Source organism: Mesorhizobium sp. WSM3864, from assembly GCF_002294955.1.
GTDB lineage: Bacteria > Pseudomonadota > Alphaproteobacteria > Rhizobiales > Rhizobiaceae > Mesorhizobium.
On the sequence record NZ_NSGD01000006.1, the window covers coordinates 274,061 to 285,578 of the forward strand.

An 11,518-nucleotide genomic window follows, 5' to 3' on the forward strand; every position below is an offset into this window, starting at 1 on the left:
GGAGCACGGCGCGAATTCTCAGATATCGCTGCGGTCGAGCACCAGGTCGGCGGGGCCGAACCGGTTCTTGGCGGTGAGCTGCTGGTGCCAGTAGGGATAAAGCACCGGCGGCCGGCTGACGTCGTCGAGGCGCAGGCGCTCGTCCAGGGACAGCGTCAGGCTGGCCGCGGCGAGGTTGTCCTTGAGCTGGGCTTCGTTGCGGGCGCCGATCACCAGCGAAGAAACGGCCGGGCGGCCGAGCAGCCAGGCAAGCGCCACCTGTGCCGCCGAAACGCCGCGCGCCTTGCCGATTTCGACCAGAACGTCGACGATCCGCCACAACCTGTCCTCGTCGCGGATCGGCGGTTCGGACCAGCCGCCAAGCTGGCGGGCCGTCGGGCTGTCGCGGCGGTATTTGCCCGACAGCAGGCCGCCGGCCAGCGGGCTCCACACCAGCACGCCAAGACCCTGGTCGACCGAGATCGGCAGCAACTCGTACTCCGCCTCGCGCGCTTCCAGCGTGTAGTGGATCTGCTGCGTGACGAAGCGCGGCTGATGATGGCTGTCGCTGATCGAGAGCGCCTTCATCACCTGCCAGCCCGAATAATTGGAACAGCCGACATAACGGATCTTGCCCTGGCTGACCAAAGTGTCGAGCGCAGCGATCGTTTCCTCCAGCGGCGTGACCCCATCCCACTCATGCAGGAAATAGATGTCGATCACGTCGGTCTTGAGCCGCTTCAGGCTCCTCTCGCATTCCCGAATCAGGTGATGGCGCGACAGGCCTTCGTCGTTGGGGCCGTTTCCGATCCGCATGCGCGCCTTGGAGGCGATGAGCACATCGTTCTTGCGCTTGCCGCCGAGCGCCTCGCCGACGATCTCCTCCGACAGGCCGTTCGAATACACGTTGGCGGTGTCAATGAGATTGATGCCGGCATCGATGCAGGTATCGATGATGCGGCTCGCCTGCGAAAGATCCGAATTGCCGACCGCGGCGAACGGGCCCGTCCCGCCGAAGGTCATTGTGCCAAGGGTCAAAGTCGAAACCTTCAGGCCGGAACGGCCAAGCGTGCGGTATTCCATGTCAGGTCCTTGCGATTTGTTTTGAAGAGGCGCGCCGTCGCGGGCGCCGGGAAGAGGCGAAGTATTTGTAGGACAATTCGGGCGGCTTGTCGCCCCGCCATCGATACGGGCCGATCACATATCGGCTGGTCCAGCGTTGCCGGCTCCTGCTCGCAATAAAACCGTCATTGCGCGTCTGTATCTCAGTCGGCTTACGGAGTTGTGCTTCCGGCCGCGGCCGGAGCGCATCCGAGGCGAAAGTGGCTGACAGGCAGGAGCTGCGCAATGAACGAGGTCAAGACGAATTCCGGAGCCAAGGACTGGCTGGAAGCCGAACTCGAGGACACGCTCGACGAGGACTACGAGCTGGAGATTTCCGAACCCGCGCTCTCGCTCGAGATCGCCAGGATCTACAAGAAGTCGCATCCGCCCTCCATCGAGCGAATTACCTATTTCCGCGAGCTGCTGCGGCTGCAGTCGGAGCTCATCAAGCTGCAGTCCTGGGTTTTTTACCACAAGAAGAAGCTGGTGGTGATCTTCGAGGGACGCGACTCGGCCGGCAAGGGCGGCGTCATCAAGCGCATCACCCAGCGCCTCAATCCGCGCATCTGCCGCGTCGTCGCGCTGCCGGCGCCGACCGAGCGTGAAAGATCGCAATGGTATTTCCAGCGCTACGTGCCGCATCTGCCGGCGGGCGGCGAGATCGTGCTGTTCGACCGCTCCTGGTACAACCGATCGGGCGTCGAGCGGGTGATGGGCTTTGCCAATGCGGATCAGGTCGAAGAGTTTTTCCGCGACGTGCCGGAATTCGAACGCATGCTGGTGCGCTCCGGCATCACGCTGGTGAAATACTGGTTCTCGATTACCGACGAGGAGCAGCAGATGCGCTTTTTGATGCGCATCCACGATCCGATGAAGCAGTGGAAGCTGTCGCCGATGGACCTGCAGTCGCGCGTGCGCTGGGAACAATACACCAAGGCCAAGGAAGAGACCTTCGCCCGTACTAACATCAAGGAAGCGCCGTGGTTCATTGTCGAAGGCAACGACAAGAAGCGGGCCCGACTGAACTGCATCGATCACCTGCTGCAGCAAATGCCTTACGAAGACGTGCCGCATGAGGAGATCACGCTGCCGGAGCGTGTCTTCAACCCGTCCTACGAGCGGCAGGTGCTGCCGCGCGAGCTTTATGTGCCGGAAAAGTATTGAGCACTTCCCCATCTCCCACAGGGGGAGAAGGGGGAGCCGAGCTTACGCCCGCCCGATCATCACATGCGTCGCGTCGGCGGTCGCGACCTGGCTGGTGCAGCGGTAGCCGAGCTTCGGCATGTCCAGTCCAGCGAAAAGATGCTCGCCGGAGCCGAGCAGGATTGGCGAGATCGCGAGATGCATCTCGTCGATCAGGCTTTCCTTCAGATATTGCCGGATCGTGGCAACGCCGCCGCCGACCCGCACATCCTTGTCCTTGGCGGCCGCCTTTGCCTGTTCGAGCGCCGAATGGATGCCGCCGGTGACGAAGTAAAACGTCGTGCCGCCTTCCATTAAGATCGGCGCCCGCTTGTGATGGGTGAGCACGAAGACCGGCACGTGATAGGGCGGGTTGTCACCCCACCAGCCTTTCCAGCTCTCGTCCGGCCATTCGCCGCGGACCGGCCCGAACATGTTGCGGCCGAGGATCCAGGCGCCGACATTCTCGAAACTGCGCACGGCGAAGCTGTCGTCGATGCCCTTGGTCCCGCCGTCTTTGCCGATCACCATCTCACGAAAGGTGCGGGTGCCGATCATCCATTTATGCAGTCCTTCGCCGCCGACGCCGAGCGGGCTTTCGAGAGTCTGATCGGGGCCGGCGCCGTAGCCGTCCAGCGACAGGGTAAAAGCGTTGACGCGCAGCTTTGACATGATCGCCTCGTGAACTAGTTGCATTTTGCAAGCAGTCATGGAGTAGCTTAACTGATTGCATTATGCAAGCGGAATTTTCCGGCGAGCGATCACCTCGTCGGGCGGCGCCCAGGTGACGCGGCGAGAATTTAAAATTGCGCCTGGGCCTAGCCCCTCAGCATCTCCGCAACAGTCGGCGCGAAATAGGTGAGGACGCCGTCGCAGCCGGCTCGCTTGAGGGCGAGAAGCGATTCCACCATCGCCTTTTCGCCGTCGATCCAGCCATTGGCGCTGGCCGCCTTGATCATCGAATATTCGCCCGACACCTGGTAGGCGAAGGTCGGCATCTGGAACTCGTCCTTCAGCCGCCGGATGATGTCGAGATAGGGCAGCCCCGGCTTCACCATCAGCATGTCGGCGCCTTCGGCCAGATCCTGCTCGGCCTCGCGCACGGCTTCATCGGAATTCGCGTGGTCGATATAATAGGTCTTCTTGTCGCCCTTGAGCAGGCCGGCGGTGCCGACTGCCTCGCGATAGGGGCCGTAGAAGGCCGAGGCGAATTTCGTCGCATAGGACATGATCGCCACGTCCTGGAAGCCGTTGGCGTCCAGCGCGTCGCGGATCGCGCCGATGCGGCCGTCCATCATGTCGGACGGCGCGATGATGTCCGCCCCGGCGGCTGCCTGGATGACGGCCGCGGCCGTGACCTGCTCGACGGTTTCGTCGTTGACGATGATGCCGTCGCGCAGGATGCCGTCATGGCCATGGCTGGTGAACGGATCGAGCGCCGCGTCGGTGATGATGCCGATCTCCGGCACCGCATCCTTGATGGCGCGGGTGGCCCGGTTGATGACATTGTCGGGATCGAGGATATGCGAGCCCGTCTGGTCGCGCAGCGAAAGCTCGATGTTGGGAAAAGTCGCGATCGCCGGGATGCCGAGCTTGGCGGCGCGCTCCGCTTCCTTCACCGCGAGGTCGACCGACAGGCGGTAGACGTCCGGCATGGCGGCGATCGGCTCGCGCACATTTTTACCCTCGACGACGAAGATCGGCCAGATCAGATCGTTCACCGAGAGCTGGTTTTCCTGCACCAGCCGGCGCGACCAGTCGGCCTTGCGCATGCGCCGCAGCCTGCGGCTGCCTGTGATCTCGTCGACGCTGCGGGCGCCGGCAGGCTTTGCGGGGGTAAACTTGTTCATCGCCAGAACTCTGTTGTCGTCCCGGCTTTTACCATGCGCCCCTGCCGCTGACCAATGCGACACGATTGTGCCAGTTGCTTCCGTGAAGAACGGGGAGAGGCGATCGCCGGCGCTGGAGCACTTCCCTTCTCCCTTGACGGGGAGAAGGTGCCGGCAGGCGGATGAGCGGCAGCGCCGACGTTTACGGCTGTCCATTCCCCGACAGAATCTGTGCCGCGCCCTTCACAGCCACGCGAAAAGCCTCGTCGAAGCTGACGCCACGCACCTGCCATTGATAGGTCTTGCCGTGTTCGGCCAGCCGCCAGTCGGCGATCCAGCCCAATTCCTTGTCGTTCCACACGATGCTGCCGGCGAGCGCCCGGTCGGCACCCGCCTGCCGGGCGAGCTGGTCGAGCTTTGCCATATCGGCAGTGCGCAGCGCCTTGTCGTCGAGGCCGGCGAGCTGGTTAGCCTCTGGAAAGCTGACATGCACCGAGAGCGGCGCCGTGGCATTGGCAAAGGATTCGCGCATTGACTCGCCGCGATCCTCGTCGGCCGTCAGCACGAAATGTTGCGCCCCTTGCTCGGCCGTTATGAAGACGGCAATCAGCGGCCGCTCGCCCTGCCATGGCCTGCTGCCGAGCTGCGCCAGGAGCTTGTCGACCACTGTGGGCTTGTAGAGGCAGGTGAGGTCGTGCGGCCGGTCATGCGTGCCTTGCTCGTCATGGATCGGAACGCCTTCCAGCCGGTCGCGGTAGCGGAAGGATTGGACGAAGTCAGCCGCCTTATTGCGCAGCGCCAGCATCTCCGGCTTCTGCGTCAGCCGCTGATCGCCTGAAACCTTGACCAGCACCTTGTCCAGGCAATCCCTGAAGCCGATCTCGCGATTAGGCTCGCCGGTGCCGGTGACGATCGTCTGCGCCAGGTAGAGTTCGGAGGCTGCCTCGGCGGCGGCCGGCGCAACTCCCAGAAAGAGGAGACCTGCCAATCCAGCAACGAGACGAGAAACCCCAGCCATGTCGATTAGCTCGAAATCTGTCGCGCCGCCTACGCGCGACACTTTGCCGGTTACCTAACACCGGAAGCGGCTGGCCGCCAGCGCGGCGTTGCCGCCATTGACGCATCCCTATGCCGCCTTTAGCACTTCAATCCCTCTGGAAGGGCGGAGAGGAGGATTCTCTGGCGATGGATTTTGGCGGAGGCGACGAGATTCGCTTCGAGCGTCTAGGCAAGGCGGGCGTCGTCACACTGACGCGGCCGCAGGCGCTCAATGCCGTCACCCATCGCATGGTCAAGGCGCTTGGCAAGGCGCTTGACGCCTGGGAGGGCGATGCCGGCGTCGCCGTCGTCGTCGTCAAGGCTGAGGGCAGGGCATTTTCCGCCGGTGGCGATATTCTGCACATTTACGAGGCGGGCCGCGCCGGCAAGCCGCCGGTCGACTTCTTCGCCGACGAGTATCGTCTCAATGCCCGCATCGCCCGCTTCAGGAAACCCTATGTCGCGCTGATCGACGGCATCGTCATGGGCGGCGGGGTCGGCATTTCCTTCCACGGCTCGCACCGCGTGCTGACCGAGAACGCGCAATTCGCCATGCCGGAAGTCGGCATCGGCTTCTTCCCCGATGTTGGCGCCAGCCATTTGCTGCCCGATCTCGGCGGCAGCTTCGGCATGTATCTGGGGCTGACAGGAAACCGCATCCGCTATGGTGATGCACTGTGGTCGGGCCTCGCCACCCACACGATCAAGGCCGAGGACCAGGCGGGGCTGCTTGACGAGCTGGCCACAAGCGGCGACGCGAACGCGGAGTTGCGCGATTTCTTCACACCCGCAAGACGCGAGACCGAGCGGCAGGATCTGGAATCGATCGCCCGCCATTTTTCGCAACCCTCGCTCGCCGCTATCGTCGCCAGCCTGGAACGAGCATCCGCCACCGACGCTTTCGCCGCCAAGACGCTGGCGACGATCAGGACGCGTTCGCCGACCAGCCTCAACGTCGCCTGGCGCGAGATCAGCGCCGGGTCGACGCTGTCGATGGACGAGTGCATGAAGATGGAGTTCCGCATCCTCAACCGCATGCTGGCCGGCCACGACTTTTATGAAGGCATCCGCGCCGCCATCATCGACAAGGGTTCGAAGCCGGAATGGCGGCCCGCCAGCCTCGATGCGGTGAGCGCGGCCGATGTCGACGCGTATTTCGCGCCGCTCGGGGCCGGGGAGCTGGAGCTGTGAGCGAGGTCACCTCCAGGCGCGTGGTGCTGCAGCCCTCGACCACCGAGATCATCTTCGCCTGGTTCCAGCGGGTCATTGCCGGCTACTGCCTGCTGTTCGGTGTCCTCTACTGGGTCCGGCTGATCGGCATCTATCCGGGCGAGCTCTGGCGCTTCGATCTGATGCCGGTGCACTGGCAGGTGGCCGCGGCCACGCTTGCCGTTTTCTTTCCTTTCGCCGCCGCGGGCCTTTGGATGCTTGCCTCCTGGGGGCCAGTGATCTGGTTCATCTGCGCGGCGACCGAGACCGTCATGTATGCCGGTTTTCCCAATCTCTTCGGCCACCGGATCCTGATCGTCGTCTCACATGCCTGCGTGGCGCTGCTCTACATCGTCTTCCGCGTGGTCATCTGGCTGCAGAAGCGCCAGCTCAGGCAATAGCTTGCCGGGCGGCGTAAGGAACCTAGATACGGGGTCGGCGACTGCCCCAAAACCCTTGGCTAAATCTTTAGGTTAATTGTTCTTGCTCGTATGACCGTTCGTTAAGCCTCTTTCGAAACCTCTTACCGGTAAGCTCTTGTTAGCCCTGGCGTTTAAGTCGAATTTTATGAGTATTCGATAGTGTCGCGATCAAGGTGAAGAACAAAAAATCACCGGGCGACAAACGAGAGGCAAAGACAATGATCAATTCGCGTCCGGCGGCGAAGACCGCCAACGTTTCCGACGATCGCCGCGAGGCGATCCGTTCGCTGTACATGGAATCGCTGCAGCTGGTGGAGCGTCTGCATCGCCGTCTGCTTGACGTGATCAAGGACGAGTTCGACCGCAACGGCCGCTCCGACATCAACGCCATCCAGGCGCTGCTGCTCTTCAATATCGGCAATTCGGAGCTGACCGCCGGCGAGCTGCGCTCGCGCGGTTATTATCTCGGCTCGAACGTCTCCTACAATCTGAAGAAGCTGGTCGACCTCGGCTTCATCAACCACCAGCGCTCGCGCATCGACCGCCGCTCGGTCCGCGTCTCGCTGACGCCGAAGGGCAACGAGGTGGCCGAGGTCGTCGCCGGCCTCTACGAGCGCCATGTCGGCTCGATCGAGGCCGTGGGCGGCATCAACACCGACGAGTTCAAGCAGATGAACCGTGCGCTCCAGCGTCTGGATCGCTTCTGGAACGACACGATCGCTTACCGGATGTAAGCGGATTCGAAATCTGAGACGATCGAAGCCGCGGCGAAGAAGCGCGGCCGGAGAAAACAATTAGGGCCGGTGCCGACAGGTGCCGGTTCTTGTCTTTTGCGAAAGCGGGGCGGCAGCAGGGCGAGCGCTTGACCGCCGAGCAGCGCGTGTGGAAGCTCTGCAGTCAAGGGGAGGCCTCATGCGTCATATCCTGCTTTGCGATTTGCGCTGTGATCCTTGTTTCACCGGCCGCTGCCCGGACCCTCGGTTATGGCTCCAAGGCCGGAATGGAGGTTACGGTCGTCAAGAAATCCGGCATCAACACCTCGCATGCCAGCATCCTGACCAAACATACGAGGCAGAACGCCATCGGATACTGCCGCGACTATGTCGGTAAGGTGACCGAGGATTGCATCGCTAAGGAAATGAAAACGCCCTTGCATCTGGAGATCACAGCGGACTGCAAGAGCGGAAAATTCACCACCTTTTACGGCGCCAACATGCTGTTCCAGGGGCGCAGCCCCGCCGGAAGCGAGACGGATTATCAGATCACCGACACCGACGAGAACGTGGTGCTCGATGGCTCGGGGGCCTCGGGCTACGACTACACGCTGGAGCAGTTCAAAGCCCTCTGCCCGAACCGGGTGAAATAGGGGCAAACCGAGGATGACGGCGGGCATCTGGTGAACCCGCCGCTATCGGCGATGCCAAAATGCCTCGGTCCCATTTTTTGATCATCTTGCTGGATGCAAATCGCGGGCCAAGGTCACGTTGCCGCCATAATCGCAGTGAAAGCGAGAATGCGGGTGATGCTGCGGGCCGAGGCCCTGCGCTTCCTGGAGCAGGTGTCGTGGTCCTACGTTTTCACGCCCTGCTGACGCAAGTCATGGTTGGCTAATTGTTAAGATTGCCGACCCTAGAGTGCGGGCAACCCGCCAGTAGAGCGAACTGAGCGAGATTAGATATAGCTAAAATGTCTGGAACATCCATGAGAACCAGCCGCCGTTTCTTCCTGACCGGAGCCTCTGCGCTCGCCGCCGCCGTCGTCGCCGGCCATGCCAGCGCGCAGGATGTGATCGGCGACATTCTGAAATCCTCGACCCGCGGCAATTGGGACGACCAGTTCGACGCCCGTGCAAGCGAGACCGGCAAGGTTGCCTCGACGCTGCCGATCTTCAGCCTGCAGACCGTAGCCTTCACCGAGCAGGCGGTGGCGCAGTACCAGGGCATTGTCGGCCAGGGCGGCTGGGAGCAGGTTCCGGCAACTAAGAAATTGCAGCTCGGCGTCGACGATCCGGATGTCGTGCCGCTGCGCAAGCGGCTGATGGTCTCGGGCGACCTGTCGCAGAGCGCCGGCATTTCGACGGCGTTCGATTCCTATGTCGACTCGGCGGTCAAGCGCTTCCAGCTCCGTCACGGCCTGCCGGCCGACGGCTCCATGGGCAAATACACCTATTCGGCGATGAACGTGCCGGCGCCGATCCGGCTTGGCCAGTTGCAGACCAATCTGCAGCGGCTGCGCGAGAAGGCGGGCACGCTCGGCGACCGCTATGTGCTGGTCGATATTCCGGCCGCGCAGGTGGAAGCCGTCGAGAACGACCGCGTCGTGCTGCGCCACACCGCGATCGTCGGCAAGATCGACCGCCAGACGCCGATCGTGAATTCCAAGATCAACGAGATCATCGTCAATCCTTACTGGAACGCGCCGGTTTCGATCGTGCGCAAGGACATCATTCCGCTGATGCGGAAGGACCCGAACTACCTCAAGGACAGCCACATCCGGCTGTTCGCGCCTGACGGAAGCGAGGTCGATCCGATGACCGTCGACTGGTCGACGGACGATGCCGCCAAGTACCGCTTCCGCCAGGATCCCGGCGCCGGCAACGCCATGGCCTCGGTCAAGATCAACTTCCCGAGCCCGGACGGCGTCTACATGCACGACACGCCGCAGCAGAGCCTGTTCGGCAAGCTGATGCGCTTCGACTCTTCCGGCTGCGTGCGCGTCCAGAATGTGCGCGACCTCGTCACCTGGATCCTGCGTGATACGCCCGGCTGGGATCGCCAGCATTTCGAGGCGGCGATCAAGACTGGCGAGAATACGCCGGTTCAGGTGGTCAACCCGGTGCCGGTCCACTTCCTGTATCTGTCGGCATGGTCGACCGGACCCGGCGTCGTGCAGTTCCGCGACGACATTTACGGCCTCGACGGCAACAGCGAGCTGCAGATTACTTCTGCGCTGTAACCGATTGATATAAATCACGAAAAGGCCGCTCTTGGAGCGGCTTTTTTGTTTGCATGTCGCCAAACAGTGCGCAGCGGTTTTGGCAGAGCGACATGCGTCGAAAAATGAGACTTAAAGCGCGAGCAGCTGGAATAGCATCATGGACGTCGCCGTCTTCATTCTCGTCGTGCTTGCTTTCGTGGCGCTTTCCGGCGCTCTCGTGCGGCTGGTGCGGGTGCCGCTCCCCGTGCTGCAGATTGCGATCGGCGCCGCGCTTGCCTGGCCGGCCAAGGGCCTGCATGTCGAGATCGATCCGGAACTCTTTCTGCTGGTGTTCATTCCGCCGCTTCTGTTCGGCGATGCCTTCGCGGCGCCGAAACGGGAGCTGATCGAGCTGCGCCGGCCGATCCTCGATCTCGCCGTCGGACTTGTCTTCTTCACCATCGTCGGCTTCGGGTATGCTCTGCACTGGCTGGTGCCAAGCATCCCGCTGGCGGTTGCGTTCGCTTTGGCCGCCGTGCTGTCACCGACCGATGCCGTTGCCGTGTCTTCGATTGTCGACCGCAATGTCGTTCCGGCTCGGCTGATGCACATATTGGAAGGCGAATCCCTGCTCAATGATGCCTCCGGCCTGGTCATGTTCCGCTTTGCCGTTGGGGCGGCGCTGACCGGCAGCTTTTCGTTCGCCGCCGCCTCGTTGAGCTTTCTTTACGCCGTGGCGGCCGGCATCCTCGCGGGCATTGCGGCGTTGTTCGTCGCCGCCAAGGCGCTGCAGGTGCTTGGCCGCATCGGCGGCACGCCGGCGGGGGCGCAGGTGCTGGTGATGGTTCTGCTGCCCTTCGTCGCCTATCTGATTGCCGAGCATGTCGGCGCTTCGGGCATCCTGGCCGCGGTCACCGCCGGCCTGGTTACGGGCACCTCCGGCATTTTCCGCCATCTCTCGGTCTCGGCGCGGATCCAGGCGATGTCGCTATGGTCGACGCTGACCTTCGTCTTCAACGGTGCTCTCTTCATCCTGCTCGGCCTGCAGCTTCCTGACATCATCCGCAGGGTCCCGCCTGAGCTCACCAGCCGGCACTGGCTGTTCGAGCCGGTGCTGACCGTGCTCATTCTGACGCTCTGCGTGATCGGCCTGCGCTTCCTCTGGATCTGGATCGGCGACATGGCGTCGATGATCGCCGCGCGGCTCGGCAAGCGCAAGGCAGAGCCCTTTGGTTTCCGCGTCAGGCTTGCCGGATCGGTGGCCGGTGTGCGCGGCGCGATCACGCTTGCCGGCATCCTGTCGCTGCCGCTCGCGCTGCAGGATGGCTCGCCCTTTCCAGCGCGAGACGTGCTGATCTTCCTCGCCGCCGGCGTCATCATCTGCTCGCTGGTCATCGCCAGCCTTGCTTTGCCGAGGATCGCCCGCGGGCTGGTCGAGCCAGGCGAGGATCCGGGTGCGGCCGAGGAGCGGCGGGCGCGTGTGGGCGCCGCCGAGGCCGCCATCGCCAAGATCGAGCGCCTCGCCAGCGAGGGCGGCGAAGGCGAGGCGGCCGAGGCCCGGCTCGCGGTCGCCGACAGCATCGTTGCCGGCTACCGGCGCCGCATCGCGGCTTCCGACGAGGCCGAAGAGGCGCGCGCCGAGGCGCGCGAATCCGGGCGGCTGGAGCTTGAGCTCAGGCACGCCGGCATAGAGGCGGAGCGCGCCGCCGTGCGCGCCATGTTCCGCACCCGCCAGATCAACGACCACACGATGCGGGCGCTGCTTTCCGAGATCACTTTGACAGAAGCGCTGCTCAAAAGCCGGCGCGACCGGAAATAGTGTTCAGCCGATTTGCTTGG

Annotated in this window: 11 protein-coding genes; 7 read left to right on the plus strand and 4 right to left on the minus strand. The window is 63.1% G+C overall.

Annotated elements, in window-relative coordinates; translation table 11 throughout:
- Positions 1-18: 18 nt before the first annotated feature.
- Positions 19-1,062 carry an aldo/keto reductase gene (locus CK215_RS15965; RefSeq protein ID WP_095831473.1) on the minus strand — a complete coding sequence of 348 codons (1,044 nt, stop codon included), beginning with the start codon at positions 1,060-1,062 and terminating at the stop codon, positions 19-21.
- A gap of 264 nt (positions 1,063-1,326) precedes the next feature.
- Here CK215_RS15965 and ppk2 point away from each other — a divergent pair, with 264 nt between their 5' ends.
- Positions 1,327-2,247: a polyphosphate kinase 2 gene (gene ppk2, locus CK215_RS15970; RefSeq protein ID WP_095831474.1), complete on the plus strand. Its 921-nt coding sequence runs from the start codon at positions 1,327-1,329 to the stop codon at positions 2,245-2,247.
- Positions 2,248-2,289: 42 nt separating this feature from the next.
- Here the strand turns inward: ppk2 and CK215_RS15975 are convergent, their stop codons facing one another.
- From CK215_RS15975 to CK215_RS15985, 3 genes are all read right to left on the minus strand, one after another.
- Complete coding sequence (locus CK215_RS15975; protein WP_095778634.1) at positions 2,290-2,937, minus strand: dihydrofolate reductase family protein; 648 nt, start codon at positions 2,935-2,937, stop codon at positions 2,290-2,292.
- A gap of 146 nt (positions 2,938-3,083) precedes the next feature.
- Positions 3,084-4,115, minus strand: coding sequence for a porphobilinogen synthase (hemB, locus tag CK215_RS15980; protein ID WP_095831475.1), 1,032 nt, complete (start codon positions 4,113-4,115; stop codon positions 3,084-3,086).
- A gap of 181 nt (positions 4,116-4,296) precedes the next feature.
- Positions 4,297-5,112 carry a DUF2066 domain-containing protein gene (locus CK215_RS15985; RefSeq protein ID WP_095828548.1) on the minus strand — a complete coding sequence of 272 codons (816 nt, stop codon included), beginning with the start codon at positions 5,110-5,112 and terminating at the stop codon, positions 4,297-4,299.
- Between the two features lie 167 nt (positions 5,113-5,279).
- Between CK215_RS15985 and CK215_RS15990 the strand changes: the two genes are divergently transcribed.
- From CK215_RS15990 to CK215_RS16015, 6 genes are all read left to right on the plus strand, one after another.
- Complete coding sequence (locus CK215_RS15990; RefSeq protein WP_067330035.1) at positions 5,280-6,323, plus strand: enoyl-CoA hydratase/isomerase family protein; 1,044 nt, start codon at positions 5,280-5,282, stop codon at positions 6,321-6,323.
- Positions 6,320-6,742 (plus strand): DUF6163 family protein, encoded by a 423-nt coding sequence (locus CK215_RS15995; RefSeq protein ID WP_067000719.1) that lies wholly within the window; start codon positions 6,320-6,322, stop codon positions 6,740-6,742. Before CK215_RS15990 ends, CK215_RS15995 begins: the two co-directional genes overlap by 4 nt.
- Positions 6,743-6,981: 239 nt before the next feature.
- Positions 6,982-7,497, plus strand: coding sequence for a winged helix DNA-binding protein (locus CK215_RS16000; RefSeq protein WP_067001002.1), 516 nt, complete (start codon positions 6,982-6,984; stop codon positions 7,495-7,497).
- Positions 7,498-7,586: 89 nt separating this feature from the next.
- Positions 7,587-8,129: a hypothetical protein gene (locus tag CK215_RS16005; protein WP_245418696.1), complete on the plus strand. Its 543-nt coding sequence runs from the start codon at positions 7,587-7,589 to the stop codon at positions 8,127-8,129.
- Between the two features lie 335 nt (positions 8,130-8,464).
- Positions 8,465-9,718, plus strand: a complete 1,254-nt coding sequence (locus CK215_RS16010) for a L,D-transpeptidase family protein (RefSeq protein WP_067000724.1) — start codon at positions 8,465-8,467, stop codon at positions 9,716-9,718.
- A 139-nt stretch (positions 9,719-9,857) separates the two neighbouring features.
- Positions 9,858-11,498 carry a Na+/H+ antiporter gene (locus tag CK215_RS16015; RefSeq protein ID WP_095831476.1) on the plus strand — a complete coding sequence of 547 codons (1,641 nt, stop codon included), beginning with the start codon at positions 9,858-9,860 and terminating at the stop codon, positions 11,496-11,498.
- Positions 11,499-11,518: the final 20 nt, after the last annotated feature.

Excerpts from the sequence above, each read along its gene's own strand:
- CK215_RS15990 (WP_067330035.1), top strand. The coding sequence starts at position 5,280 with ATGGATTTTGGCGGAGGCGACGAGATTCGCTTCGAGCGTCTAGGCAAG.
- CK215_RS16000 (WP_067001002.1), top strand. The coding sequence starts at position 6,982 with ATGATCAATTCGCGTCCGGCGGCGAAGACCGCCAACGTTTCCGACGAT.
- CK215_RS15985 (WP_095828548.1), bottom strand. The coding sequence starts at position 5,112 with ATGGCTGGGGTTTCTCGTCTCGTTGCTGGATTGGCAGGTCTCCTCTTT.
- CK215_RS16015 (WP_095831476.1), top strand. The coding sequence starts at position 9,858 with ATGGACGTCGCCGTCTTCATTCTCGTCGTGCTTGCTTTCGTGGCGCTT.
- CK215_RS15965 (WP_095831473.1), bottom strand. The coding sequence starts at position 1,062 with ATGGAATACCGCACGCTTGGCCGTTCCGGCCTGAAGGTTTCGACTTTG.
- ppk2 (WP_095831474.1), top strand. The coding sequence starts at position 1,327 with ATGAACGAGGTCAAGACGAATTCCGGAGCCAAGGACTGGCTGGAAGCC.
- hemB (WP_095831475.1), bottom strand. The coding sequence starts at position 4,115 with ATGAACAAGTTTACCCCCGCAAAGCCTGCCGGCGCCCGCAGCGTCGAC.
- CK215_RS16010 (WP_067000724.1), top strand. The coding sequence starts at position 8,465 with ATGAGAACCAGCCGCCGTTTCTTCCTGACCGGAGCCTCTGCGCTCGCC.
- CK215_RS15975 (WP_095778634.1), bottom strand. The coding sequence starts at position 2,937 with ATGTCAAAGCTGCGCGTCAACGCTTTTACCCTGTCGCTGGACGGCTAC.